The organism is Escherichia coli (assembly GCF_036503815.1).
GTDB classification, from domain to species: domain Bacteria; phylum Pseudomonadota; class Gammaproteobacteria; order Enterobacterales; family Enterobacteriaceae; genus Escherichia; species Escherichia coli_F.
In genome coordinates this window covers 4,305,363-4,330,588 of record NZ_AP027764.1, presented here as the reverse complement: position 1 = coordinate 4,330,588, position 25,226 = coordinate 4,305,363, and the positions used below count along the sequence as shown (strand labels likewise).

Annotated in this window: 25 protein-coding genes and 3 pseudogenes; 18 read left to right on the top strand and 10 right to left on the bottom strand. The window is 47.5% G+C overall.

Annotated elements, in window-relative coordinates; genetic code table 11:
• Positions 1-84 precede the first annotated feature (84 nt).
• A pseudogene (locus tag AABJ99_RS20740) lies at positions 85-290 on the bottom strand (phosphorothioated DNA-binding restriction endonuclease); the annotation flags it as partial.
• A gap of 92 nt (positions 291-382) precedes the next feature.
• Between AABJ99_RS20740 and AABJ99_RS25080 the strand changes: the two are divergent.
• Positions 383-481 (top strand): hypothetical protein, encoded by a 99-nt coding sequence (locus AABJ99_RS25080; protein ID WP_418510044.1) that lies wholly within the window; start codon positions 383-385, stop codon positions 479-481.
• Between the two features lie 332 nt (positions 482-813).
• Here AABJ99_RS25080 and AABJ99_RS25075 read toward each other — a convergent pair.
• The 3 genes and pseudogenes from AABJ99_RS25075 to nanC all read right to left on the bottom strand — a co-directional run.
• Positions 814-1,158: pseudogene (locus AABJ99_RS25075) on the bottom strand (sialate O-acetylesterase); the annotation flags it as partial.
• 286 nt (positions 1,159-1,444) lie between these two features.
• Positions 1,445-2,551, bottom strand: a complete 1,107-nt coding sequence (gene nanM, locus AABJ99_RS20730; protein ID WP_039022025.1) for an N-acetylneuraminate epimerase — start codon at positions 2,549-2,551, stop codon at positions 1,445-1,447.
• Between the two features lie 19 nt (positions 2,552-2,570).
• The gene (gene nanC, locus AABJ99_RS20725; RefSeq protein ID WP_001295734.1) at positions 2,571-3,287 is read right to left on the bottom strand and encodes an N-acetylneuraminic acid outer membrane channel NanC; all 717 of its coding nucleotides are present in this window, start codon (positions 3,285-3,287) and stop codon (positions 2,571-2,573) included.
• A gap of 1,429 nt (positions 3,288-4,716) precedes the next feature.
• Here nanC and fimB point away from each other — a divergent pair.
• The 9 genes and pseudogenes from fimB (at position 4,717) to fimH (ending at position 13,467) form a co-directional block, all read left to right on the top strand.
• Positions 4,717-5,318 (top strand): annotated as a pseudogene (gene fimB, locus AABJ99_RS20720) (type 1 fimbria switch DNA invertase FimB).
• Positions 5,319-5,795: 477 nt separating this feature from the next.
• On the top strand, positions 5,796-6,392 hold the full coding sequence (gene fimE / locus AABJ99_RS20715) for a type 1 fimbria switch DNA invertase FimE (protein WP_000044720.1): 597 nt from the start codon (positions 5,796-5,798) through the stop codon (positions 6,390-6,392).
• 479 nt (positions 6,393-6,871) lie between these two features.
• Positions 6,872-7,420 carry a type 1 fimbrial major subunit FimA gene (gene fimA, locus AABJ99_RS20710; protein WP_039020423.1) on the top strand — a complete coding sequence of 183 codons (549 nt, stop codon included), beginning with the start codon at positions 6,872-6,874 and terminating at the stop codon, positions 7,418-7,420.
• 64 nt (positions 7,421-7,484) lie between these two features.
• Complete coding sequence (fimI, locus tag AABJ99_RS20705) at positions 7,485-8,024, top strand: fimbrial protein (protein WP_000824095.1); 540 nt, start codon at positions 7,485-7,487, stop codon at positions 8,022-8,024.
• Positions 8,025-8,060: 36 nt separating this feature from the next.
• Positions 8,061-8,786 (top strand): type 1 fimbria chaperone FimC, encoded by a 726-nt coding sequence (fimC, locus tag AABJ99_RS20700; protein ID WP_001403893.1) that lies wholly within the window; start codon positions 8,061-8,063, stop codon positions 8,784-8,786.
• Between the two features lie 66 nt (positions 8,787-8,852).
• Complete coding sequence (gene fimD, locus AABJ99_RS20695) at positions 8,853-11,489, top strand: fimbrial usher FimD (RefSeq protein WP_039020422.1); 2,637 nt, start codon at positions 8,853-8,855, stop codon at positions 11,487-11,489.
• Positions 11,490-11,498: 9 nt separating this feature from the next.
• The gene (gene fimF, locus AABJ99_RS20690) at positions 11,499-12,029 is read left to right on the top strand and encodes a type 1 fimbria minor subunit FimF (protein WP_039020421.1); all 531 of its coding nucleotides are present in this window, start codon (positions 11,499-11,501) and stop codon (positions 12,027-12,029) included.
• Positions 12,030-12,041: 12 nt separating this feature from the next.
• The gene (fimG, locus tag AABJ99_RS20685; RefSeq protein ID WP_039020420.1) at positions 12,042-12,545 is read left to right on the top strand and encodes a type 1 fimbria minor subunit FimG; all 504 of its coding nucleotides are present in this window, start codon (positions 12,042-12,044) and stop codon (positions 12,543-12,545) included.
• Positions 12,546-12,564: 19 nt separating this feature from the next.
• Complete coding sequence (fimH, locus tag AABJ99_RS20680) at positions 12,565-13,467, top strand: type 1 fimbria D-mannose specific adhesin FimH (RefSeq protein WP_039020429.1); 903 nt, start codon at positions 12,565-12,567, stop codon at positions 13,465-13,467.
• 168 nt (positions 13,468-13,635) lie between these two features.
• On the opposite strand, the gene gntP is transcribed toward fimH, so the two are convergent.
• Positions 13,636-14,979, bottom strand: coding sequence for a gluconate permease GntP (gene gntP, locus AABJ99_RS20675; protein ID WP_000558243.1), 1,344 nt, complete (start codon positions 14,977-14,979; stop codon positions 13,636-13,638).
• Positions 14,980-15,318: 339 nt separating this feature from the next.
• On the opposite strand from gntP, the gene uxuA reads away from it, so the two are divergent.
• The 3 genes from uxuA (at position 15,319) to uxuR (ending at position 19,031) form a co-directional block, all read left to right on the top strand.
• A complete protein-coding gene (gene uxuA, locus AABJ99_RS20670) occupies positions 15,319-16,503 on the top strand; it encodes a mannonate dehydratase (RefSeq protein ID WP_000438605.1) in 1,185 nt (394 codons plus the stop codon).
• Between the two features lie 80 nt (positions 16,504-16,583).
• The gene (uxuB, locus tag AABJ99_RS20665; RefSeq protein WP_000208194.1) at positions 16,584-18,044 is read left to right on the top strand and encodes a fructuronate reductase; all 1,461 of its coding nucleotides are present in this window, start codon (positions 16,584-16,586) and stop codon (positions 18,042-18,044) included.
• A gap of 213 nt (positions 18,045-18,257) precedes the next feature.
• The gene (gene uxuR, locus AABJ99_RS20660; RefSeq protein ID WP_000833686.1) at positions 18,258-19,031 is read left to right on the top strand and encodes a Uxu operon transcriptional regulator; all 774 of its coding nucleotides are present in this window, start codon (positions 18,258-18,260) and stop codon (positions 19,029-19,031) included.
• A gap of 140 nt (positions 19,032-19,171) precedes the next feature.
• On the opposite strand, the gene AABJ99_RS20655 is transcribed toward uxuR, so the two are convergent.
• The gene (locus AABJ99_RS20655) at positions 19,172-19,993 is read right to left on the bottom strand and encodes a DUF2686 family protein (RefSeq protein WP_000062493.1); all 822 of its coding nucleotides are present in this window, start codon (positions 19,991-19,993) and stop codon (positions 19,172-19,174) included.
• Between the two features lie 239 nt (positions 19,994-20,232).
• Between AABJ99_RS20655 and AABJ99_RS25070 the strand changes: the two genes are divergently transcribed.
• The 4 genes from AABJ99_RS25070 to iraD all read left to right on the top strand — a co-directional run bounded on the left by AABJ99_RS25070 (position 20,233) and on the right by iraD (position 21,059).
• On the top strand, positions 20,233-20,349 hold the full coding sequence (locus AABJ99_RS25070; RefSeq protein WP_418933164.1) for a hypothetical protein: 117 nt from the start codon (positions 20,233-20,235) through the stop codon (positions 20,347-20,349).
• A complete protein-coding gene (locus AABJ99_RS20650; RefSeq protein WP_270097752.1) occupies positions 20,328-20,471 on the top strand; it encodes a hypothetical protein in 144 nt (47 codons plus the stop codon). The genes AABJ99_RS25070 and AABJ99_RS20650 overlap by 22 nt, the downstream gene beginning before the upstream one ends.
• A 115-nt stretch (positions 20,472-20,586) precedes the next feature.
• Positions 20,587-20,670, top strand: coding sequence for an iraD leader peptide IdlP (idlP, locus tag AABJ99_RS20645; protein WP_123009414.1), 84 nt, complete (start codon positions 20,587-20,589; stop codon positions 20,668-20,670).
• Positions 20,667-21,059 carry an anti-adapter protein IraD gene (gene iraD / locus AABJ99_RS20640; RefSeq protein WP_000986226.1) on the top strand — a complete coding sequence of 131 codons (393 nt, stop codon included), beginning with the start codon at positions 20,667-20,669 and terminating at the stop codon, positions 21,057-21,059. Before idlP ends, iraD begins: the two co-directional genes overlap by 4 nt.
• On the opposite strand, the gene hypT is transcribed toward iraD, so the two are convergent.
• The 4 genes from hypT to yjiH form a co-directional block, all read right to left on the bottom strand.
• The gene (hypT, locus tag AABJ99_RS20635) at positions 21,052-21,963 is read right to left on the bottom strand and encodes a hypochlorite stress DNA-binding transcriptional regulator HypT (RefSeq protein ID WP_039020419.1); all 912 of its coding nucleotides are present in this window, start codon (positions 21,961-21,963) and stop codon (positions 21,052-21,054) included. The genes iraD and hypT overlap by 8 nt on opposite strands.
• Before the next feature lie 64 nt (positions 21,964-22,027).
• Entirely contained in the window at positions 22,028-23,200 is a 1,173-nt protein-coding gene (gene iadA, locus AABJ99_RS20630; protein ID WP_039020418.1) for a beta-aspartyl-peptidase, read from the bottom strand.
• A gap of 12 nt (positions 23,201-23,212) precedes the next feature.
• Positions 23,213-23,674 (bottom strand): YjiG family protein, encoded by a 462-nt coding sequence (gene yjiG / locus AABJ99_RS20625; RefSeq protein WP_000211971.1) that lies wholly within the window; start codon positions 23,672-23,674, stop codon positions 23,213-23,215.
• The gene (yjiH, locus tag AABJ99_RS20620) at positions 23,671-24,354 is read right to left on the bottom strand and encodes a nucleoside recognition domain-containing protein (RefSeq protein ID WP_001295597.1); all 684 of its coding nucleotides are present in this window, start codon (positions 24,352-24,354) and stop codon (positions 23,671-23,673) included. The genes yjiG and yjiH overlap by 4 nt, the downstream gene beginning before the upstream one ends.
• Before the next feature lie 249 nt (positions 24,355-24,603).
• Between yjiH and kptA the strand changes: the two genes are divergently transcribed.
• Positions 24,604-25,176 carry an RNA 2'-phosphotransferase gene (kptA, locus tag AABJ99_RS20615; protein WP_039020416.1) on the top strand — a complete coding sequence of 191 codons (573 nt, stop codon included), beginning with the start codon at positions 24,604-24,606 and terminating at the stop codon, positions 25,174-25,176.
• Positions 25,177-25,226 lie beyond the last annotated feature (50 nt).

Here is a 25,226-nt window from a genome sequence, read left to right as displayed (position 1 = left end):
AAGCAATAATATAATGATGGCCTAATTTCTTTGAACATCATTAAGCATATTATCATCGTCTATTTGCCAGAATCCGTCGCCTTATAATCGCCAGAACGGCATATCAGGTCGGTACTGTGAACGCTGTGGACCAAAACGTTCCAGTAAACTGTGCAGAGGTTCGTAGATTTCCGAGCCATAATCGAAAAGGCGCGGATGTCTATTAAGGCATCCGGCTAATCTGTAAGCAATAACAACGGTTTATGCGGTGCGCGTTTTTCACCCTTGTGCCAGATTATTATATTGGCAATTGCCTGCTGTTCGAGCCTGCAAGTGAAGAGATATTACCTTGATCTCATTTGTTTTTTGTTGCCTGTTTTGGGAACGGACAAGGACATCCCCCATGAATAAACTCCCCGCTCACCTTTCGCGCCAAAACTGCAAAATTGCTTCTACAAACCTGTCAGAAATAATCCCCCGACGGGCTGCCGCGCTGAAATGACTGCTTCGCAGTGACGTCGTCCAGTTCTCCGCTGACCGGTACGCTGAACCGAAATATCCCGTGCTTAAATCGTCCGGATCTTCATCAGGCGCGTTCGTCAGTCCTCTTGCACCTTGTTGCTGGAAGTCGACGAAAATAATATTGGCTAAAACATTATTTTGATAATTGCCATAAATAGCTTCATACGCATGAGGGAAATTTTCTTTCCAGTACCAGGTGGTATCGCCGCAAAACCACGGCGCGTCAGTAATTTTATTAAGCTGAGAATGGTATTGTTTTAGATCCCTACGAAAGGCTTTAACCATATGATTAAAGTGTTGAGGGTGTGACGCGTAGTCACTGGCCATTAAGTCAAATTCGCCTTGCATCCAGCATACGCCGAGGAATTTGTTCTGCGGATTTTTTGCCAGTGCGGCTCGCGTTCTGCTGACTAAATCCTGGTATAGCGGAGTATCCGTTCCCCAACGACAAGCATCATGGCTGGCTCCGTGCCGTTCTGAATATGTCCCTTCGCTGCCCGCGGTAAAAGCCGATCCGCCACGGCAACATGGAACGATGAGAACCCCCGCTTTATCAGGAATAAAGGGCAGTAATTTCCGTGCAATATGCAGTGCCTGGCCAACGGTGCCGTACTGTGTTTGATGATTCGTTGCCAGAGGATGGTGATAACCCTGCATATCCTGAACATCGTGTGGGCAGTGAGTCAGTGGAATAATGTCGTTAAAGTGACATGAGGGGCCTCCGGGATGCGTATGCGCGAATCTCGCTAATTGTTTAATTCTGGGATGAGGCGCATCTTCCCTGTCCGGTAATGGCAGTCCTTCGCCATACGCCATGGCATTAGACTGACCGGCAACGGTAAGAACATAGTAATAATCGGGCGATATTATTGCGTTCATATAATTTTCGCGTAATTGAAATGGCAAATTGATAGCAGAGCCCCTTTACTGGGGCCCTGAAGCGTTAGTTTTGCACTGTGACTTTATTATCCTTCACAGAGATCAATACTGAATCCGTTACCGCTTTGCCGCCTGCAGTTTCACCGCCAATAATCAATAGACTATTATTCCAGGGCAATGATACTCCGTAGGCCCGACCTTGCGATAATTCGCCCGATTTATCCCATTTCCCGTTATGCCAAAGATGAATATCAGCGCTATATGATTTTTTCAGGCCTTCATGCGCATAGTTCTTACCGTTCTGATAATTTTCCCGCGACCCCTTGAATCCGGCCCCCCCGGCAAATATAAGTGAGTCATTGCTTATCCCCGCAAAACCGCCAGCGACGCCATCTGGTGATGAGACGGGAGCAAGTTTATTCCATTTTAAATTATTACCGGTGAAATCAAGTTCAAATACGGCATCCGTTCGTAGTCCTGGTTTGGCTTCACCATTAATAAGCCAGGTTTTATCACCTTTATTCACAACCGCTGCACCAGCCGTCCCGTACCAGGGAGATTCGCCAGCGTAACTCCATTGCTGTGTAGAGGGATCAAAAGACAACAGAAACTTATTGAAGAAATAATCCTCTGCTTTTTTGTCAAAATAGTGGGCGTTGATTTTCTCTATAGCGGTTGAATCTTTTCCAGCTTCGTTGAGATCTTCAAAATAGCCATTAAAGATATTTTGGTTAACACCGCCAGTAACATAAGCCTTGCCGTTGTGTACAAAAGTCACATGACCCGCCATGCCCATCGGCGCGTGCGACATCAATTTAACCCAGCTATTGGTTTTGGGGTTGTATTTGTGTACGTCATTAAATACCTGAGTCAAGCCCTCGCTGTTTTTGCCAATGCCGCCAAACACATACAGATTGCCATCAATAAATGCAGAGGTTGCTTGATCTCTCGCCCCACCAGGGAATGCAGCTAACGCTATCCATTTTTTATCTTTGGCCTGTGTATCCAGCTTGTACCATGCCGTACCTGCGCTACCTAAACCAATGTAGACAGTGTCGTTATCAATTGCTCCGGTACCACTTTTAAAAGGCACAGGAGTTTGCGGTAATACAGACGCGTTTGCGGCAAATGAAGCCATCATGATAGCAAGCGCCGTTATTGTTTTATTCATTGTGACTGTCTCCTGTCTACTACAGTTTAAATGACACACCAATGCGATAACTGTTTTCCGATAAATTATCTCTGCCGTTATAAACACCCTGACGGTCAAGGTAGTCATATTCTATGTATGGCGTAATATCGGGCGTCATATGGTATTGTAGAACAAATGCATTTTCCGTCGCCCATTTCTTGTGGTTTGCATAGCGATAATCGTTCTGTTTGCTGTATAGCGTCGTTTGCCATGCGAAGGTGAAATCACTATTAATATGGTAAGTGACATATCCATCCCAACGATGAACGTTATCACGAGACATATCACCGGATAAGTCTTGTTGTCGGTAAGCTTTCCAGTCGTAACGATAGCGAATGCCAAAATTAAGATCTTTTGTCGCGTCCCAGGACAATTTTACGTAGGGTCCGTAGCGTGTGCCGTTACTGCTAAAATGCGTTAACATTCCCGGGCGCACCGTCCATTGATCATCAAGTTTAATCGCGTAATTAACTTCAACCTGAACATCATTGAGTGCGGCATTTTCCTTTTTATTATCATGAATGGTATTCCAGGTATTACTTTCCATACTTGCCCACCATCCATTTTGCCATCCCTCACTGACTTTGAGTCGAGTCTCATAGGCGTGGCTTCCACTACGATATCCACCACGTACGTCTAGTGTTGCAGCCTGAGAAATTAATGGTGACGAAAAGCACAGTAATAATACGCCAGAAAGTATTTTAGCCTTTTTCATAAATTTCACTCATTTGTAGGATACAGAAAGCAATACAAAGCCCGCATAAACAATTAGTATTTATGTTGTGTAATATTTTTTGCCAGGCTTATAGTGTCTTTGGCAACCGATAGCTGTATTTTATATTTTTTGTATAATGTCTCCTGTGAAAAATCTCTTTCCACATTATTTAAATAAACAGAGATCCAGATTAAATACCTGAGTATAAAATCTCTTCTGATGTTTGATTGATTTGAATGTTCGTAAGCTATATCACTTACTCAATCCATTTTACCCAGAGTCATAAAATAGAGTGTCTGTTGATCTCATTTTCATATTCCTTTCAGACTGAAGTGATGTTTGTCATAGATTGCGAGATGCTCAGTCTCATTGACTACTGCGGTACATCTTTATACCTGTTATACCAGATCAAAAATCACTCAATCCATATAACAAAACCAGATTTGCAATTCGCGTCACAAAATATGTCTATATTTTTCTATGAAGAAGATGCCATTTGAAGTCAGACGAACACTTACGATGGCCTTCACAAATCAAAGATATTTGATTAACTATTTGTTTTGTATGTTATTTATTTGCACTCTAAACAAGGGGAGCTTTGCTGGCTAACTCAGTGAGCGTGGTGAAAATAAGTGTTTACCCGCCATCAGGCTGATCATAATTCTCATCATGAAATATGTTTCCTGATTTGTGGCTTGTAACTGGTCAGTTCTGAAGTCGATCAGGAGAGGCTTGTTGATGTTCAGTACGCATTGGTGTTTTCAGGATGATGCTTCACTTAGTTTGTTTGCCGTATCGCCCGGCGAATAGCTGTGATTGAAGAAGGTTTAAGACGTATTGACCAAAGCCATATTTACCAATGAATGTAGATGAAAAAGCGTCGCCTGCGTTCCCCCATATCTCCAGGATAAAAAGGAATGTAGCAATCTCATGACCTAAACTGACGAACCAGCCAGGAATAATCGCTAGGGACCTAAGAATTAGCTTGATAATAGCCACTAAGAAATTACTGTGTTCCATGAAATAGCCATTTTGTGGCAAATGGAGTTGACTAATAATGTCATATGTGAGACGGCTAGTTGAACGAATATTAAATTTTGCTGAATTTTTTATGTTGATTTTACTTGTTACAGAACATATCACATGATATATAGATAAGATTAGTTGCATTAATGATGAGGGTTATTATTATATTCGTATCAGATTGATAAATATATAAAGGTACATAGCATGCAAGAGCATGGCGTTTGTATGGCAAAGTTATTATAAGTAACTATCGCTACTCCATTTAAGTTCGCTCAGAAGAACTGGTCCACTTACGTTAGTTATTAAGCAAACGTTCGCTTTTATAAACATAATCAGGATTAAAATGTTGGATTATTGCTAACCCAGCACAGCTAGTGCGCGTCTGTAATTATAAGGGAAAACGATGAAGAATAAGGCTGATAACAAAAAAAGGAACTTCCTTACCCATAGTGAAATCGAGTCACTCCTTAAAGCAGCAAATACCGGGCCTCATGCAGCACGTAATTATTGTCTGACTTTGCTTTGTTTTATTCATGGTTTCCGGGCGAGTGAAATTTGCCGATTGAGGATTTCGGATATTGATCTTAAGGCAAAGTGTATCTATATCCATCGATTAAAAAAAGGCTTTTCAACAACGCACCCGCTATTGAACAAAGAAGTTCAGGCTTTAAAAAACTGGTTGAGTATCCGTACTTCGTATCCGCATGCTGAGAGCGAGTGGGTATTTTTATCACGTAAGGGAACCCGCTTTCTCGGCAACAGTTTTACCATATTATCTCGACTTCTGGTGGTAATGCTGGGTTATCACTGGAGATTCATCCGCATATGTTACGCCATTCGTGTGGTTTTGCTTTGGCGAATATGGGAATAGATACACGACTTATCCAGGATTATCTTGGACATCGCAATATTCGTCATACTGTCTGGTATACCGCCAGCAATGCAGGGCGTTTTTACGGCATCTGGGATAGAGCCAGAGGACGACAGCATCACGCAGTTTTATAGAGATAGATGAGATACCAGGGATGGTGTTAAAAAATACATTATTCTTACGATATATCAAAAATGATTAGCCATTTATTAATTGATGTTATTGTAAGTGTGATTCTTAATTATCATAATAAACATTAAGTTAACCATATCCATACAAAATACAATGGTTTGTGTTCTTCAAAATAAATAAACAAAATCATTCATAAATTTACACATCACTCAAGTTCTCCTGTTTCTGCACTTTTTTCTTTATTTTTTAAGCAACTGGAAGTTAATCCGCTGCAATCTATTGTTATATTGAATCAAATCAATGAAAATAGATGTTGTCACATCAGTGATATTTTATTTTTGTATGATATTTAATGTAATTGACTGATAGCCACATAACTTCCTGTGTGGTTATCTTTTTATCTATTGGGCTAATTTTAACCGATTGAGGTTTCCTATAGGTATTCATTCAAATATATCTCAGTCAGGAGTACTACTATTGTGAGTAAACGTCGTTATCTTACCGGTAAAGAAGTGCAGGACATGATGCAGGCGGTTTGTTACGGGGCAACGGGAGCCAGAGATTATTGCCTAATTTTGTTGGCATATCGGCATGGGATGCGTATTAGTGAACTGCTTGATCTGCATTATCAGGATCTTGACCTTAACGAAGGTCGAATAAATATTCGCCGACTGAAGAACGGATTTTCTACCGTTCACCCGTTACGTTTTGATGAGCGTGAAGCTGTGGAGCGCTGGACCCAGGAACGTATTAACTGGAAAGGCGCTGACCAGACCGACGCCATATTTATTTCTCGCCGCGGGAGTCGACTTTCTCGCCAGCAGGCCTATCGCATTATTCGCGATGCCGGTATTGAAGCTGGAACCGTGACGCAGACTCATCCTCATATGTTAAGGCATGCTTGCGGTTATGAACTGGCGGAGCGTGGTGCAGATACCCGTTTAATTCAGGATTACCTCGGGCATCGAAATATTCGCCATACTGTGCGTTATACCGCCAGTAATGCTGCACGTTTTGCCGGATTATGGGAAAGAAATAATCTCATAAACGAAAAATTAAAAAGAGAAGATGCCTGATGTAACTTATTGATAATAATATGAAAAGATAAAGGAATATAAGACAATTGGGGCCAAACTGTCCATATCATAAAAAAGTTTTGTATTTGTTCTCAAGCATAAAAATATAAAAAAACGACATAAAGCAACTAACTGTTTGATATGTAAATTGTTTCTCTTATAAATTAATTTCACATAACCTCCGCTATAGGTAAAGCTAACGTTTTTGTGTCTCGAAGCAACTTCCTCATTCATCTCTCCAAAAACCACCGCGTTCAATATAAAAATCTATAAAATAATGTATTAATAGAATATAAATCCAAATAATAAACTAAGAAAGTTCGTGCGTAATGCTTTCCTCTATGAGTCAAAATGGCCCCAAATGTTTCATCTTTTGGGGAAGAACTGTGCAGTGTTGGCAGTCCAATTCGTTTCAAAACAAAGTGTACAGAACGACTGCCCATGTCGATTTAGAAACAGTTTTTTTAAAGGAAAGCAGCATGAAAATTAAAACTCTGGCAATCGTTGTTCTGTCGGCTCTGTCCCTCAGTTCCGCAGCGGCTCTGGCCGATACTACGACGGTAAATGGTGGGACCGTTCACTTCAAAGGGGAAGTTGTTAACGCCGCTTGCGCAGTTGATGCAGGCTCTGTTGATCAAACCGTTCAGTTAGGACAGGTTCGTACCGCTAGCCTGAAGCAGGTTGGAGCAACCAGCTCTGCCGTTGGTTTTAACATTCAGCTGAATGATTGCGATACCACTGTTGCTACAAAAGCCGCTGTTGCCTTCTTAGGTACGGCAATTGATGCTACGCATACTGATGTACTGGCTCTGCAGAGTTCTGCTGCAGGTAGCGCAACAAATGTTGGTGTGCAAATTCTGGACAGAACCGGTGCGGCTCTGGCGCTGGACGGTGCGACATTTAGTGCAGAAACAACCCTGAATAACGGTACTAACACCATTCCGTTCCAGGCGCGTTATTTTGCAACCGGTGCCGCAACCCCAGGTGCTGCTAATGCGGATGCGACCTTCAAGGTTCAGTATCAATAACCTACCCAGGTTCAGGGACGTCATTACGGGCAGGGATGCCCACCCTTGTGCGATATAAATAACGATGAAAAGGAAGAGATTATTTCTATTAGCGTCGTTGCTGCCAATGTTTGCTCTGGCCGGAAATAAATGGAACACCACGTTGCCCGGCGGAAATATGCAATTTCAGGGCGTCATTATTGCAGAAGCTTGCCGGATTGAAGCTGGTGATAAACAAATGACGGTCAATATGGGGCAAATCAGCAGTAACCGGTTTCATGCGGTTGGGGAAGATAGCGCACCGGTGCCTTTTGTTATTCATTTACGGGAATGTAGCACGGTGGTGAGTGAACGTGTGGGTGTGGCGTTTCACGGTGTCGCGGATGGTAAAAATCCGGATGTGCTTTCCGTGGGAGAGGGGCCAGGGATTGCCACCAATATTGGCGTAGCGTTGTTTGATGATGAAGGAAACCTTGTACCGATTAATCGTCCTCCAGCAAACTGGAAACGACTTTACTCAGGCTCTACGTCGTTACATTTCATCGCCAAATATCGTGCTACCGGGCGTCGGGTTACTGGCGGCATCGCCAATGCTCAGGCCTGGTTCTCTTTAACCTATCAGTAATTGTTCAGCAGATAATGTGATAACAGGAACAGGACAGTGAGTAATAAAAACGTCAATGTAAGGAAATTGCAGGAAATAACATTCTGCTTGCTGGCAGGTATCCTGATGATCATGGCAATGATGGCTGCCGGACGCGCGGAAGCAGGAGTGGCCTTAGGTGCGACTCGCGTTATTTATCCGGCAGGGCAAAAACAAGTACAACTTGCCGTGACAAATAATGATGAAAATAGCACCTATTTAATTCAATCATGGGTAGAAAATGCCGATGGTGTAAAGGATGGTCGTTTTATCGTGACACCACCTCTGTTTGCGATGAAGGGGAAAAAAGAGAATACCTTGCGTATTCTTGATGCCACAAATAACCAATTGCCACAGGATCGGGAAAGTTTATTCTGGATGAACGTTAAAGCGATTCCGTCAATGGATAAATCAAAATTGACTGAGAATACGCTACAGCTCGCAATTATCAGCCGCATTAAATTGTACTATCGCCCGGCTAAATTAGCGTTGCCACCCGATCAGGCCGCAGAAAAGTTAAGATTTCGTCGTAGCGCGAATTCTCTGACGCTGATTAACCCGACACCCTATTACCTGACGGTAACAGAGTTGAATGCCGGAACTCGGGTTCTTGAAAATGCATTGGTGCCTCCAATGGGCGAAAGCACAGTTAAATTACCTTCTGATGCAGGAAGCAACATTACTTACCGAACAATAAATGATTATGGCGCACTTACTCCAAAAATGACGGGCGTAATGGAATAACGCAGGGGGAATTTTTCGCCTGAATAAAAAGAATTGACTGCCGGGTAATTTTAAACCGGAGGAATAATGTCATATCTGAATTTAAGACTTTACCAGCGAAACACACAATGCTTGCATATTCGTAAGCCTCGTCTGGCTGGTTTTTTTGTTCGGCTCTTTGTCGCCTGTGCTTTTGCCGCACAGGCACCTTTGTCATCTGCCGAACTCTATTTTAATCCGCGCTTTTTAGCGGATGATCCCCAGGCTGTGGCCGATTTATCGCGTTTTGAGAATGGTCAAGAATTACCGCCAGGGACGTATCGCGTCGATATCTATTTGAATAATGGTTATATGGCAACGCGTGATGTCACATTTAATACGGGCGACAGTGAACAAGGGATTGTTCCCTGCCTGACACGCGCGCAACTTGCCAGTATGGGGCTGAATACGGCTTCTGTCTCCGGTATGAATCTGCTGGCGGATGATGCCTGCGTGCCATTAACCTCAATGATCCATGACGCTACTGCGCATTTAGATGTTGGTCAGCAGCGACTCAACCTGACGATCCCTCAGGCATTTATGAGTAATCGCGCGCGTGGTTATATTCCTCCTGAGTTATGGGATCCCGGTATTAATGCCGGATTGCTCAATTATAATTTCAGCGGAAATAGTGTACAGAATCGGATTGGTGGTAACAGTCATTATGCATATTTAAACCTACAGAGTGGGTTAAATATTGGTGCGTGGCGTTTACGCGACAATACCACCTGGAGTTATAACAGTAGCGACAGTTCATCAGGTAGCAAAAATAAATGGCAGCATATCAATACCTGGCTTGAGCGAGACATAATTCCGTTACGTTCCCGGCTGACGCTGGGTGATGGTTATACTCAGGGCGATATTTTCGATGGTATTAACTTTCGCGGCGCACAATTGGCCTCAGATGACAATATGTTACCCGATAGCCAAAGAGGATTTGCCCCGGTGATCCACGGTATTGCTCGTGGTACTGCACAGGTCACTATTAAACAAAATGGGTATGACATTTATAATAGTACGGTGCCACCGGGGCCTTTTACCATCAACGATATCTATGCCGCAGGTAATAGTGGTGACTTGCAGGTAACGATTAAAGAGGCTGACGGTAGCACGCAGATCTTTACCGTACCCTATTCGTCAGTCCCGCTTTTGCAACGTGAAGGGCATACTCGTTATTCCATTACGGCAGGAGAATACCGTAGTGGAAATGCGCAACAGGATAAACCCCGTTTTTTCCAGAGTACATTACTCCACGGCCTTCCGGCTGGCTGGACAATATATGGTGGAACGCAACTGGCGGATCGTTATCGCGCTTTTAATTTCGGTATCGGGAAAAACATGGGGGCACTGGGCGCTCTGTCCGTGGATATGACGCAGGCTAATTCCACACTTCCTGATGACAGTCAGCATGACGGGCAATCGGTGCGTTTTCTCTATAACAAATCGCTCAATGAGTCAGGTACGAATTTTCAGTTAGTGGGTTACCGTTACTCGACCAGCGGGTATTTTAATTTCGCTGATACAACATACAGCCGAATGAGTGGCTACAACATCGAAACACAGGATGGTGTTATTCAGGTTAAGCCGAAATTTACCGACTATTACAATCTCGCTTATAACAAACGCGGGAAATTACAGCTCACTGTTACTCAGCAACTCGGACGCACATCAACACTGTATTTGAGTGGTAGCCATCAAACTTATTGGGGAACGAGTAATGTCGATGAGCAATTCCAGGCTGGATTAAATACTGCTTTCGAAGATATCAACTGGACGCTCAGCTATAGCCTGACGAAAAACGCGTGGCAAAAAGGACGGGATCAGATGTTGGCTCTTAACGTCAATATTCCTTTCAGCCACTGGCTGCGTTCTGACAGTAAATCTCAGTGGCGACATGCCAGTGCCAGCTACAGCATGTCACACGATCTCAACGGTCGGATGACCAACCTTGCGGGCGTATACGGTACGTTGCTGGAAGACAATAACCTCAGCTATAGCGTGCAAACCGGCTATGCCGGGGGAGGCGATGGTAATAGCGGAAGTACAGGCTACGCCGCGCTGAATTATCGCGGTGGCTACGGCAATGCCAACATTGGTTACAGCCATAGCGATGATATTAAGCAGCTCTATTACGGAATCAGCGGTGGGGTATTGGCTCATGCCAATGGCGTAACGCTGGGGCAGCCGTTAAACGATACGGTGGTGCTAGTTAAAGCGCCTGGCGCAAAAGATGCAAAAGTTGAAAACCAGACGGGGGTGCGTACCGACTGGCGCGGCTATGCCGTGCTGCCTTATGCCACAGAATATCGGGAAAATAGAGTGGCGCTGGATACCAATACCCTGGCTGATAACGTCGATTTAGATAACGCGGTTGCTAACGTTGTTCCCACCCGTGGGGCAATTGTGCGAGCAGAGTTTAAAGCGCGTGTTGGGATAAAACTGCTCATGACGCTAACCCATAATAATAAGCCGCTGCCGTTTGGGGCGATGGTCACATCAGAGAGTAGCCAGAGTAGCGGCATTGTTGCGGATAATGGTCAGGTTTATCTCAGCGGGATGCCTTTAGCGGGAAAAGTTCAGGTGAAATGGGGAGAAGAGGAAAATGCTCACTGTGTCGCCAATTATCAACTGCCACCAGAGAGTCAGCAGCAGTTATTAACCCAGCTATCAGCTGAATGTCGTTAAGGGGGCGTGATGAAAAGCAAACCTTTTTATCTTCTGTGCGCTTTTTTGTGGCTGGCGGTAAGTCACGCTTTGGCTGCGGATAGCACGATTACTATCCGCGGCTATGTCAGAGATAACGGCTGTAGTGTGGCCGCGGAATCAACCAATTTTACTGTTGATCTGATGGAAAACGCGGCGAAGCAATTTAACAACATTGGCGCGACGACTCCTGTCGTTCCATTTCGTATTTTGCTGTCACCCTGTGGTAATGCCGTTTCTGCCGTAAAGGTTGGGTTTACCGGCGTTGCAGATAGACACAATGCCAACCTGCTTGCACTTGAAAATACGGTGTCAGCGGCTGCGGGGCTGGGAATACAGCTTCTGAATGAGCAACAAAATCAGATCCCCCTTAATGCGCCATCCTCCGCGATTTCGTGGACGACCCTGACGCCGGGTAAACCAAATACGCTGAATTTTTACGCCCGGTTAATGGCGACACAGGTGCCGGTCACTGCGGGGCATATCAATGCCACGGCTACCTTCACTCTTGAATATCAGTAACTGGAGATGCTCATGAAATGGCGCAAACGTGGGTGTTTATTGGCGGCAATGTTGATGCTCGTAAGTGCGACGCTACAGGCAGCCGATGTCACGATCACCGTGAACGGTAAGGTCGTCGCCAAACCGTGTACGGTTTCCACCACCAATGCCACGGTAGATCTCGGCGATCTTTATTCTTTCAGTCTGATGTCTGCCGGGGCGGCATCGGCCTGGCATGATGTTGCGCTTGAGTTGACTCATTGTCCGGTGGGAACGTCGAGGGTCACCGCCAGCTTCAGCGGGGCAGCCGACAGTACCGGATATTATAAAAACCAGGGGACCGCGCAAAACATCCAGTTAGAGCTACAGGATGACAGTGGCAACACATTGAATACTGGCGCAACCAAAACAGTTCAGGTGGATGATTCCTCACAATCAGCGCACTTCCCGTTACAGGTCAGAGCATTGACGGTAAATGGCGGAGCCACTCAGGGAACCATTCAGGCAGTGATTAGCATCACCTATACCTACAGCTGAATCCGAAGAGATGATTGTAATGAAAAGAGTTATTACCCTGTTTGCTGTACTGTTGATGGGTTGGTCGGTAAATGCCTGGTCATTCGCCTGTAAAACCGCCAATGGCACCGCTATCCCTATTGGCGGTGGCAGCGCCAATGTTTATGTAAACCTTGCGCCTGCCGTGAATGTGGGGCAAAACCTGGTCGTAGATCTTTCGACGCAAATCTTTTGTCATAACGATTACCCGGAAACCATTACAGACTATGTCACATTGCAACGAGGTTCGGCTTATGGCGGCGTGCTATCTCATTTTTCCGGGACCGTAAAATATAATGGCAGTAGCTATCCTTTCCCGACTACCAGCGAAACGTCGCGCGTTGTTTATAATTCGAGAACGGATAAGCCGTGGCCGGTGGCGCTTTATTTGACGCCTGTGAGCAGTGCGGGCGGGGTGGCGATTAAAGCTGGCTCATTAATTGCCGTGCTTATTTTGCGACAGACCAACAACTATAACAGCGATGATTTCCAGTTTGTGTGGAATATTTACGCCAATAATGATGTGGTGGTGCCTACTGGCGGCTGCGATGTTTCTGCTCGTGATGTCACCGTTACTCTGCCAGACTACCCTGGTTCAGTGCCGATTCCTCTTACCGTTTATTGTGCGAAAAGCCAAAACCTGGGGTATTACCTCTCCGGCACAACCGCAGATGCGGGCAATTCGATTTTCACCAATACCGCGTCGTTTTCACCAGCGCAGGGCGTCGGCGTACAGTTGACGCGCAACGGTACGATTATTCCAGCGAATAACACGGTATCGTTAGGAGCAGTAGGGACTTCGGCGGTAAGTCTGGGATTAACAGCAAATTACGCACGTACCGGAGGGCAGGTGACTGCAGGGAATGTGCAATCGATTATTGGCGTGACTTTTGTTTATCAATAAAGAAATCACAGGACATTGCTAATGCTGGTACCTGAGGCGCTACGCTATCAGACCTAAAAAACCTGCACGTTAGCCCTTTGTAGGCCAGATAAGACGCGGCAGCGTCGCATCTGGCATAAACAAGGCGAATCTAAACAGAGCCTGCCATTGGCAGGCTCTGGTGTTCTTTTACGCTACCATGCTAATAATCAACACAATAATCAGCCCAACCACGGAGTTGACCAGCTCCAGCAGACCCCAGGTTTTCAACGTGTCTTTTACTGACAGGTCAAAGTAACCTTTGAACAACCAGAATGAGGCATCGTTAATGTGGGTGAGGGTGTTGGAACCCGCAGCCGTCGCCAGTACCAGCAGCGCCGGATTCACGCCAACCAGCTGACCAGTTGCTGGATCAAGGATTGCAGCACTGATAATCCCGGCGGCGGTCATCGCTGAAACCACACCCTGACCCGTTGCCAGACGAATCAGTACGGTGATCAGCCATGCCATGATGTAGGGCGAGATATTGCCGTGGGACATCAACATGCCGATGGTGTCACCAATGCCGGTGTCGATGATGGTCTGCTTCAGCACGCCGCCCGCACCGATGATCAGAATCACCATCGCAATGCTTTTTACCGCGCTTTCAAAGGCGTTCATCACCCACTGCATGTCATGACCACGCGCGGTGCCAAAGAGTACGAATGCAACCACCATCGCAATAAACATTGCAATCGGCGATGAACCTATAAAGTTAACCACTTCCCACGCAGGGGTGTCTTTGACCAGCCAGATATTGGCGATGGTGGTGGAGATCATAATGATTGCCGGGATCAGCGGCACCAGAATCGAAACGCCGAAAGAGGGCAGATTATTCATATCTACCGGTTGATCTGCTTTCAGGAATGATGGCGTTGGGCGCTCAAGATTACCGAGGAACTTCGGCAGAATCAGGCCTGCGCAGATTACGCTTGGGATTGTCACCAGTACACCATAGATATAAACCATCCCCATATCTGCACCATAAGCATTCACCAGCGCCACCGGACCCGGCTGCGGAGGGAAAAGTGAATGTGCGGTGGTAGCAGCCGCTACTGCCGGAATAGCCAGTTTCAGGAACGGAATTTTAGCTTCGGCGGCAATGACGATAACCAGCGGCGCTAACATGATAAAGGCCACTTCATAGAACATCGCCAGACCAAAAATCAGGCCGATGATAATCACCGATATCTGGACATAGCGCAGGCCGAGACGCGCCAGCAGCGTATGCGCTATCTGGTGCGCCGCGCCGGAGTCGACCATCAATTTACCAATGACCGCACCGAACACAACAATGATTGCCAGTTCCCCCAGCGTGTTGCCGAAGCCCGCTTTCATGGTGTGCAGCAGCGACATCAAATCCATGCCCGCCAACATCCCGACGGACAGCGCCGCCACTAGCAAAGCCACCATTGAATTGATTTTGAACTTCAAATTCAGTACCAGCATCAGGCCGATACCGAATACTACCCAAAGAATGTTAAGCACATGCATAACGTTTTACCTTACCCGGTTGAACCGTTGTTATTTTGGGCGACATGTTATGTAAATTGGTCAACCATTGTTGCGATGAATGTCACACCCTCTGATTAATAACTATCAATTACCCGTTGCTGCAATTTGCAGCAACGAGCGTGCGCGTGAAAATCTTGTGATGTGGTTAACCAATTTTAGAATTCGGGTTGACATGTCTTACCAAAAGGTAGAACTTATACGCCATCTCATCCGATGCAATGCCACGGCTGCGGTCTGGTTGTTCATCCGGATACCTAAACAACTCCAGGGTTCCGCGTCTCTTTGCTGTGGAACCCACTATGTGAAAGAGGAAAAATCATGGAACAGACCTGGCGCTGGTACGGCCCTAATGATCCGGTCACTTTAGCTGATGTCCGTCAGGCGGGCGCGACTGGCGTGGTTACCGCTTTGCACCATATCCCGAACGGGGAAGTATGGTCCGTAGAAGAGATCCTCAAACGCAAGGCGATCGTTGAAGACGCAGGCCTGGTGTGGTCTGTCGTAGAAAGCGTGCCAATTCACGAAGATATCAAAACTCATACTGGCAACTACGAGCAGTGGATCGCTAACTATCAGCAAACTCTGCGCAATCTGGCGCAGTGCGGCATTCGCACCGTGTGCTACAACTTCATGCCGGTGCTCGACTGGACCCGTACTGACCTCGAATACGTGCTGCCAGATGGCTCCAAAGCTCTGCGCTTCGACCAGATCGAATTTGCTGCGTTTGAAATGCACATCCTCAAGCGTCCAGGCGCGGAAGCGGATTACACCGAAGAAGAAATTGCTCAGGCCGCTGAACGCTTCGCCACTATGAGCGACGAAGACAAAGCGCGTCTGACCCGTAACATCATTGCCGGTCTGCCGGGCGCGGAAGAAGGCTACACCCTTGACCAGTTCCGTAAGCACCTGGAGCTGTACAAAGATATCGACAAAGCCAAACTGCGCGAAAACTTTGCGGTCTTCCTGAAAGCCATTATTCCGGTTGCCGAAGAAGTTGGCGTGCGTATGGCTGTTCACCCGGACGATCCGCCGCGCCCAATCCTCGGCCTGCCGCGTATCGTTTCCACCATTGAAGATATGCAGTGGATGGTTGATACCGTAAACAGCATGGCGAACGGTTTCACCATGTGCACCGGTTCCTACGGCGTGCGTGCTGACAACGATCTGGTTGATATGATCAAGCAGTTCGGTCCGCGTATTTACTTCACCCATCTGCGTTCCACCATGCGTGAAGATAACCCGAAAACCTTCCACGAAGCGGCGCACCTGAACGGTGACGTTGATATGTACGAAGTGGTGAAAGCGATTGTTGAAGAAGAGCATCGTCGTAAAGCGGAAGGCAAAGAAGACCTGATCCCGATGCGTCCGGACCACGGTCACCAGATGCTGGACGACCTGAAGAAGAAAACCAACCCAGGTTACTCCGCGATTGGTCGTCTGAAAGGCCTGGCCGAAGTTCGCGGTGTCGAAATGGCGATCCAGCGCGCTTTCTTTAGCCGTTAATATCCACCGGCATGGCTGCGCGCCGTGCCGGTTCCTTCTTCCTTGCCGTCACTCTCTGAAGACGGATTCTGGAGTTTACGATGACTACTATTGTTGACAGCAATCTGCCGGTTGCCCGCCCGTCATGGGATCATTCTCGTCTGGAATCACGCATTGTGCATCTCGGTTGCGGGGCGTTTCACCGCGCGCACCAGGCGCTGTACACCCATCATCTGCTGGAAAGCACCGACAGCGACTGGGGTATCTGCGAAGTTAACCTGATGCCAGGCAACGACCGCGTGCTGATCGAAAACCTGAAAAAACAGCAACTGCTGTACACCGTGGCGGAAAAAGGCGCAGAAAGCACCGAGCTGAAAATTATTGGCTCGATGAAAGAAGCGCTGCACCCGGAAATCGACGGTTGTGAAGGTATTCTCAACGCGATGGCGCGTCCGCAGACGGCGATTGTCTCCCTGACGGTCACGGAAAAAGGTTACTGCGCCGATGCGGCGAGCGGTCAGCTGGATCTCAATAACCCGCTGATTAAGCACGATCTGGAAAACCCGACTGCGCCGAAGTCGGCGATTGGTTACATCGTAGAAGCGTTGCGTCTGCGTCGTGAAAAAGGGCTGAAAGCGTTTACTGTCATGTCCTGCGACAACGTGCGTGAAAACGGTCACGTGGCAAAAGTTGCTGTTCTGGGGCTGGCTCAGGCGCGCGATCCGCAGCTGGCGGCATGGATTGAAGAGAACGTCACCTTCCCGTGCACCATGGTTGACCGTATCGTTCCTGCCGCTACCCCAGAAACGTTGCAGGAAATTGCTGACCAGCTGGGCGTTTACGACCCATGCGCCATTGCCTGCGAACCGTTCCGTCAGTGGGTCATTGAAGATAACTTTGTTAATGGGCGCCCGGACTGGGATAAAGTGGGTGCACAGTTCGTTGCAGACGTTGTGCCGTTCGAAATGATGAAACTGCGTATGCTGAACGGCAGCCACTCTTTCCTGGCGTACCTCGGTTATCTCGGCGGCTATGAAACTATTGCCGACACCATGACTAACCCGGATTATCGCAAAGCGGCCTTTGCCCTGATGATGCAGGAACAAGCGCCAACGCTGTCGATGCCGGAAGGTACGGACCTGAACGCCTATGCGACGCTGCTGATCGAGCGTTTCAGCAACCCGTCTCTGCGTCACCGTACCTGGCAGATTGCAATGGACGGCAGCCAGAAGTTACCGCAGCGTTTGCTGGACCCGGTGCGTCTGCACCTGCAAAACGGCGGTAGCTGGCGTCACCTGGCGCTCGGCGTGGCTGGCTGGATGCGTTACACCCAGGGGGTGGATGAGCAGGGTAATGCCATTGACGTGGTTGATCCGATGCTGGCGGAGTTCCAGAAGATCAACGCGCAGTATCAGGGCGCAGACCGCGTGAAAGCGCTGCTGGGCCTGAGCGGTATTTTTGCCGATGATCTGCCGCAGAATGCCGACTTTGTTGGCGCGGTGACGGCGGCATATCAGCAGCTGTGTGAACGCGGTGCGCGCGAGTGTGTGGCTGCGCTGTAACTGACTGATTACCCTACAGACTTACTGGTCAATCAAACGCATATTTGGTTGACCAGTTTTCGTTTTTTGCCCACCTGTACGTGCCAACTTCCAGTGCTAATGGTATAGTTTGAGATTGACGGGTGCCGTAAAATCGCCCGTTGTAGGCCGGATAAGGCGTGCACGACGCATCCGGCAAAAATTTGATTAACTGCACCTAACGGACACAACACCATGAAATCTGCCACCTCTGCGCAAAGACCTTACCAGGAAGTCGGGGCGATGATCCGCGATCTGATCATAAAGACGCCGTACAATCCTGGCGAACGGCTGCCGCCGGAGCGTGAAATTGCAGAAATGCTTGATGTCACGCGGACGGTGGTACGTGAAGCGCTGATCATGCTGGAGATCAAAGGGCTGGTGGAAGTGCGCCGGGGTGCCGGTATATATGTTCTTGATAGCTCAGGCAGCCACAACACAGACAGTCCGGATGCCAACGTTTGCAATGATGCGGGTCCTTTTGAGCTGTTACAGGCGCGTCAGTTACTGGAAAGTAACATCGCGGAATTTGCCGCCCTGCAGGCTACCCGCGAAGATATCGTCAAAATGCGTCAGGCATTGCAACTGGAAGAGCGTGAGCTGGCTTCCAGCGCACCGGGCAGCAGCGAAAGCGGTGACATGCAGTTCCATCTCGCCATTGCCGAAGCGACGCATAACAGCATGCTGGTGGAGCTATTCCGTCAGTCCTGGCAGTGGCGGGAAAACAATCCGATGTGGATCCAGTTGCACAGCCATCTGGATGACAGCCTGTATCGCAAAGAGTGGTTGGGCGATCACAAACAGATCCTCGCCGCGTTAATCAAAAAAGACGCCCGAGCGGCGAAGCTGGCAATGTGGCAGCATCTGGAAAACGTTAAACAACGTCTGCTGGAATTCTCGAACGTTGACGATATTTATTTTGACGGCTATCTGTTTGATTCATGGCCGCTGGATAAAGTCGACGCCTGACTTATTATGATAAGCGCAAGGGTAAACGTTCCTTGCGCTTTCTTAAATTAAGAAGTTGCAATGAGTATTACTTTGTAAATTGCAGGGTATTGTTTAACTATCTGTATAACCTGAATGTTAGTACTCATTCTTCCCAGTGGTTATTTACCAATATAATTCCATTCACCATTTTTTAATTCAAACAGTTCTGGGAGAGATGACGGTTGCAGAGTCATACGTTTGACATGTGCATTTTCATCCCCGGGGATAACTTTATATCCAATCTTAGCGTGGATCTCAGCGGTACCAGGATAAGCTTCTATACCAATTATTGGGTCATTTCCCATTCCAATATTAGCATTAAGTAATGCAGCAAGGGCGAATCCAGAAGAATTTGCTACCCCTGACACAGTCATTATCTGATCAATATAGATATCAATTCTTGGCAGTGTTGTATCTTGCCAATTTTCAACCTTTTCAAGGGGGAGTGTTGCCAGGTATCCTATCGTGGTTCCCGCATAGCCTGGAACATTGCAACCAGGGCCTAGGGTTATTTCATGTATCGTGTTTGGAATTTTAGAATCCATAGTTAGGTTAAACCGTAGACCAGCTTCTAACGCTGCGGAAACATGCGCCTTTTTACATACTCCACCGTATATTCCGTCTAATACTGAGCTGGCCTTCCAGGTACCACAGCGTATGTTTCCTGTGATTGAAATACCATCGGATTCTTTACATGCGGCTGTTACGTAATTGAATGGCCAATACCCTTGTTTACCAATTTCAAGCTGTCTAATTTCGACAACACTTCCCCCATCATAGTTATGGTTATTTCCACGAACAAGAGGTCTGACATAGATGTTTTCCGAGTTAAGATGCGAGGGCATACTGTCTGCTAATTCTTTATCGGCATTTGGATGATGAGCGAAATGATTATCTGTAAAAATTTTGTTGTTAGCGGCATTGCTTATTGGCATAGACATATTAATAACCTTTTATGAGTATTTCACTGATGTTTTAGAAAAATAGATAAATTTTTCTGTAGTAAAAAGAGAAGTAAACAAATGACATGCATGTTTCTGTTGTAGTGATATCAACTCTACACAGTGATATTAAAGGGTGGGAAACACTCTAAAGTATCAAAAAACGCTCATTTAAAATTATTTGCATGCAATTTAAAAGCATATCTTATTACTAATTGGAATTTGATGTTGTTATATTGATGTCTATATTAATAATGCCTGTGAATGGTGTTTTTGATGTATTTGATATGTTATCAATTTATATTATTTACAAACTAATTGTTTCAAATAATACATGGTTGATTATACGAAAATAAATAATCTCCCGCCGGGATTAAGTAGCGGCGGTGACAAGTATTTTCATCTACGTAACTATTCGGAATATTCAGAATATACTAGCAGTTTTTTTTTGAGTTTGATGATTTTTATCAAATCATGACTTTTTTCCTGAAAAGTCAGTAGATATTCATAGGCAAGTAAGGTTTTATACTTTGCTGACAGGATTCAGGCCTGTCTCAGACTGACATGGATGTAATGAACAAAAGGGAATGGCTATGGAAAATGAGCATCAATACAGTGGTGCCCGGTATTCAGGGCAAGCCACATATGTTGCTAAACGTCAGGAGTGCGCAAAATGATGCGCCAATCACTTCAGGCTGTTTCACCTGAAATTTCAGGCAATAAAACGTTATCACTGCGTAAATCGGTATGCAGCGATCTCCTCACTCTTTTTAATTCTCCTCATTCGGCATTACCTTCATTACTTGTTTCAGGTATGCCTGAGTGGCAAGTGCATAACCAGAGCGACAAACATCTCCAGAGCTGGTATTGCCGTCAACTACGTTCTGCACTGTTATTTCATGAGCCTCGGATTGCGGCGTTGCAGGTCAATTTGAAAGAAGCGTACAGCCACACGCTGGCGATCAGCCTTGAGATAATGCTGCACCACGACGATGAACCGCTAACGTATGATCTGGTCTGGGATAGTGGCGGTTGGTGTAGTGCGACGCTGGAGAATGTCAGCTAAGCACAATCTCCAGCTCGCGCAGTTCGCGCCAGAAGCGTTCGGCCACGGGATTCATACGGGTATTCATCCGGTATGCATAGGCCTGAATCGGGATCACCAGTTCGTCCCGATTCAGAACGATAAGCTTCCCGCTGCGAATTTCTTGTTGGATGGCGTACTCCGGCAGCCAGGCAATCCCACAGCCGTCGAGGGCAATCTGCTTTAAAAGCTCGCTCATCGACGAGACAAAAAAGGTGCTGAAACTTAACTCACTGTGGCGCGTCAGGGTACGGTTAATCAATCGCCCCATGTAGGAGTTACGGCTGTAATTCAGTAACGGAAAGTGTGGCTGTGCGAGGTTAAAAAGTGCTTCTCCGTGTTCGTCACTGGCGCAGACGGGGAACAATTGAGATTCAAATAAGCGAATGTGGTCAAACGGCGCTTCCAGCAAATCTTCGTCATGAAAGGAAAAAATACAGTCGCTTTGCCCTTCACGCAGTTTATCGACCGCTTCATCAACATCAATGGCTTCAATCGCCCAGGTAAAGAGCGGCGGCATCTGGCTGATAATGGACGGTAAAAGACCGAGAGAAAGAGAGTGTGCAGCGGCTATCTTGATTTTACGTTGCGCGTAATCGCTGCCGCCACGCAGTTCTGCAAGGTTGCTCTCTAACTGTTGCAGCAGATGGCGTATCTGCGAATGGAAGATTTTCCCTTGTTCCGAAAGTTGCAGAGGTGTCACCTGGCGGTTAAACAATTCAACGCCAATTGCCTGTTCCAGCGCGCGGATGCGACGGCTAAATGCGGGTTGTGAGACGTTGCGACTGACTGCCGCCTGGGAAAAGTTGCGGCATTTTTCCAGGGTCAGAAAATCATAAAGCCATTTTGTTTCAATATTATGCAAAACCGCACCACAGTCATCCATTACGTTTTACTCTGTCAGCCGCCCTTACGGGCATTCTACGTCCATTCGGGCGGCTGACAACCGTTTATGCCGTTTCAAACGTTCCTTTCACGCAGGCTTTGCCGTCTTTAACCATCAGTTTGCCGCGGGCGTATACCTGTTCAATGCGCAGTTCTGGCGTCATGACCAGCAAATCTGCGTCATTGCCTGGCAGAATTTCGCCTTTCCCGGTCAGGTTAAGGAAACCGGCCACGCTACTGGTGAGTGGGCGCAGGGCATCGCTGATGCTGAAATCGTAGTCTTTGACCAGCATCTGTACGGTTTCCAGCAACGTTTCAAATCCCGCAACGCCGATATGGGTTAAATTCCCTTCGTCGTCGAAGAACGGCTGACTACCGTTACCATCGGAGCTGAGGGTGACGCGTGTCAACGGAATACCGGCCTGAACGGCGCGGGCAATACCTTCGGCAGGGGCGACCGGTTCATCGATGCTGCTGGTGATGTCGATGGTACCGCCTTTGCGCGCAAACTCCAGCGCCTGCTCAAACAACGGTACGTTGCGGTTAACGTGGGTCGGCAGCAACTTATTGATGGGAACATCGCAGTTTTCCAGCAGGTCATAGATAGGCTGCAATGCCTTTTTGCTGTCGCCCATGTGGAACACAGTGACGCCAGGCTTACCGCCGAGCAAACCGCCAACGCGGGATTCCGCCGCCATATTGGCCAGGTGATAAACGTCCGGTGCGGCAGAGCGGTGATCAGAGATAGCGCATTTCACGCCAATCACGCGATCGATAATTGCCACGTCTTTTTCCACGGAACCTGTAATGGTGCGGGAAGGTACATGATAAGCGCCGGTCAGCATCCAGGCGCTGATGCCTTCCTCATTGAGCGCACGGGTCTTGGCGAGCAGGGATTCCGGGTGGCGAGAGACAGAGTCGGTGCCCAGCAGTCCAACCACTGACGTGACGCCCGCTTCTGTCAGACGACTTAACGCCACTTCCGGCGTACGCGTAGTGGGACCAGCTTCTCCGCCACCGCCAATCAAATGGACGTGTTGATCAATAAAACCTGGGCAGAGGATCTGCCCGCGGAGATCGACGACCATGCAGTCAGGTACGATGTCAGACGGGATATTGCTGGCAACGGCGATAATTTTGCCGTTAGCGACGAGGACATCGCAAATTCCCCGATCTTCCGGCGCATACAAATGCGCTCCCTGCAGCAGGGTAAAACCGGCTGCGGAATAATCAATCATGATAACTCCTTGTTAAACAATAAGCTGCATAACCCAGATCGACAGCAATGCGTTAATGACGCAGACCGTAATGATGTGCGGGTAATATTTGGCATTCACTTCGGCTGTCCCCAGGCAGCGACCGACATTTTGCACCGGGTTGCCCATTAAATACATTGCAGGCAGTAAAACAGTGACATCGTGGCCGGTTAATGCGCCGGCGGTTGCCAGACTGGCGGCAACACCGACTGCGCCGCCCATACTCATTAATGCGGCTAAAAGGACGGTTGCCGCTTCACCTGGCAATCCCCACAGCGCCATTACGGGTTCACAGATATGCCCCACCCAGTCGAGCAGGCCAGTAATTTTCAGTGCCTGAATGATGACAAATGCCATCACCACGTTGGGCAGCAGGTTGGTGGTGGCGATAGTAAAGCCACGGCGCGCGCCATCAATAAACATATCCATGACGTTTTTGCGGACCTGAGTTGTCATGCTTGCGCTCCTTGCGTTGGGTTGCGACGTTCTTCAAAGTTAAGCCAGACGCGCAAAATATTGGCACCGACAAATTTAAATACCAGGATGACGGCTAAAGGTACGATTACGGACGTCCCCAGAAAGGCAAACACCGCGACGCCGGAAGAGAAGTAGTTGGTGATGATGGCGCTACCGCTGGTTTGATATGCGGCGAAAATCACTTTATCGCGTTCGGTAATTTCACCTTCCTGCGCCAGCTCTTTGGTCATACCGGCGGCGGCATCAGTGTTTTGCAAGTTAGCGATCAGCGCCAGCGAGCAGATTCCTGGAATGCCCAACAATGGTTTTAGCACAGGTGTCATTAACTGCTGCGCGGCGCGTAATCCACCAAGACCATCGGTAATTGAAATAATCCCCAGAGAGAGAATGACTGACGGTGCCAGCTCCAGCGCAAAGAGAAAGCCATCTTTAGCCCCCGCGCCACCCGCTCCGCGAAATGAGGTGGTGGCTCCGTTCGCACCAGGCAGTTGCCCAAACGATCCGTTCAGAACGGAAAAATCAAAAACGCGCCACCAACTGTCTGTCCCGGAAAAAACACCGGAAAAAAAGATTATGGTGAGAAAAAAAGCCAGATACCCTTTAATGCCCACTTTTTCTGTCGCCAGCTCCCCGGCTACAGCATCCCCTTGTTGTGTCATAACAATCCCCATTGTTTTTTTGTGTTTGTGTGTTGCTTGAGCCAGGAAAATTCCTGGAGCTGAAAAACCTTATCAGCCATGTGGGTATGGGGAAAATGCAAGTATGTTTCTGGCTATGCGTTTTTTGCATAGCGGAAAAATTACGCTGTTTGAACAAGATGCTGCGAAGGATTTCGTTGCAGAAAATTCATAAATCCAGTGACAATGACGTGAGTAAATAAAAACGGAAAATCCAGGGACGAAAATGCGATGGCAAAGTACAACGAAAAAGAGCTGGCGGATACGAGCAAGTTTTTAAGTTTTGTTCTCCGACATAAACCGGAGGCGATTGGTATCGTACTTGACCGTGAAGGATGGGCGGATATTGATAAGCTCATACTTTGTGCACAAAAAGCAGGTAAGCGGTTAACCCGTGCATTACTGGATACCGTTGTCGCCACCAGCGATAAAAAGCGTTTTAGTTATTCCAGTGATAGTAGGTGCATTCGCGCGGTTCAGGGGCATTCGACTTCGCAGGTCGCCATTGCCTTTGCCGAAAAAACACCGCCACAATTTCTCTACCACGGTACAGCAAGCCGCTTTCTTGACGAGATAAAAAAACAAGGGCTGATTCCAGGAGAGCGTCATTACGTGCATCTCTCTGCTGATAAAGCAACGGCACGCAAAGTGGGAGCAAGACACGGATCGCCGGTTATTTTAACCGTCAAAGCACAGGAAATGGCGAAACGAGGCATCCCTTTCTGGCAAGCGGAAAACGGGGTCTGGCTGACATCAACGGTTGCTGTTGAGTTTCTTGAGTGCCCGAAGAAAAGAGCTGATTAATGTTTGCTCGTGCCAGATGCGGCATAAACGCCTTGCGCTCCCTACAAAAG

Bases quoted from the DNA above. Each gene is read 5' to 3' on its own strand.
- fimA (WP_039020423.1), top strand. From the start codon at position 6,872: ATGAAAATTAAAACTCTGGCAATCGTTGTTCTGTCGGCTCTGTCCCTC.
- nanM (WP_039022025.1), bottom strand. From the start codon at position 2,551: ATGAATAAAACAATAACGGCGCTTGCTATCATGATGGCTTCATTTGCC.
- fimG (WP_039020420.1), top strand. From the start codon at position 12,042: ATGAAATGGCGCAAACGTGGGTGTTTATTGGCGGCAATGTTGATGCTC.
- fimD (WP_039020422.1), top strand. From the start codon at position 8,853: ATGTCATATCTGAATTTAAGACTTTACCAGCGAAACACACAATGCTTG.
- AABJ99_RS20650 (WP_270097752.1), top strand. From the start codon at position 20,328: ATGGTTGATTATACGAAAATAAATAATCTCCCGCCGGGATTAAGTAGC.
- nanC (WP_001295734.1), bottom strand. From the start codon at position 3,287: ATGAAAAAGGCTAAAATACTTTCTGGCGTATTATTACTGTGCTTTTCG.
- iraD (WP_000986226.1), top strand. From the start codon at position 20,667: ATGATGCGCCAATCACTTCAGGCTGTTTCACCTGAAATTTCAGGCAAT.
- gntP (WP_000558243.1), bottom strand. From the start codon at position 14,979: ATGCATGTGCTTAACATTCTTTGGGTAGTATTCGGTATCGGCCTGATG.
- iadA (WP_039020418.1), bottom strand. From the start codon at position 23,200: ATGATTGATTATTCCGCAGCCGGTTTTACCCTGCTGCAGGGAGCGCAT.
- fimH (WP_039020429.1), top strand. From the start codon at position 12,565: ATGAAAAGAGTTATTACCCTGTTTGCTGTACTGTTGATGGGTTGGTCG.
- yjiG (WP_000211971.1), bottom strand. From the start codon at position 23,674: ATGACAACTCAGGTCCGCAAAAACGTCATGGATATGTTTATTGATGGC.
- AABJ99_RS25070 (WP_418933164.1), top strand. From the start codon at position 20,233: ATGTCTATATTAATAATGCCTGTGAATGGTGTTTTTGATGTATTTGAT.
- uxuB (WP_000208194.1), top strand. From the start codon at position 16,584: ATGACTACTATTGTTGACAGCAATCTGCCGGTTGCCCGCCCGTCATGG.
- AABJ99_RS25080 (WP_418510044.1), top strand. From the start codon at position 383: ATGAATAAACTCCCCGCTCACCTTTCGCGCCAAAACTGCAAAATTGCT.
- idlP (WP_123009414.1), top strand. From the start codon at position 20,587: ATGGAAAATGAGCATCAATACAGTGGTGCCCGGTATTCAGGGCAAGCC.
- yjiH (WP_001295597.1), bottom strand. From the start codon at position 24,354: ATGACACAACAAGGGGATGCTGTAGCCGGGGAGCTGGCGACAGAAAAA.
- uxuA (WP_000438605.1), top strand. From the start codon at position 15,319: ATGGAACAGACCTGGCGCTGGTACGGCCCTAATGATCCGGTCACTTTA.
- kptA (WP_039020416.1), top strand. From the start codon at position 24,604: ATGGCAAAGTACAACGAAAAAGAGCTGGCGGATACGAGCAAGTTTTTA.
- fimI (WP_000824095.1), top strand. From the start codon at position 7,485: ATGAAAAGGAAGAGATTATTTCTATTAGCGTCGTTGCTGCCAATGTTT.
- uxuR (WP_000833686.1), top strand. From the start codon at position 18,258: ATGAAATCTGCCACCTCTGCGCAAAGACCTTACCAGGAAGTCGGGGCG.
- AABJ99_RS20655 (WP_000062493.1), bottom strand. From the start codon at position 19,993: ATGTCTATGCCAATAAGCAATGCCGCTAACAACAAAATTTTTACAGAT.
- fimF (WP_039020421.1), top strand. From the start codon at position 11,499: ATGAAAAGCAAACCTTTTTATCTTCTGTGCGCTTTTTTGTGGCTGGCG.
- hypT (WP_039020419.1), bottom strand. From the start codon at position 21,963: ATGGATGACTGTGGTGCGGTTTTGCATAATATTGAAACAAAATGGCTT.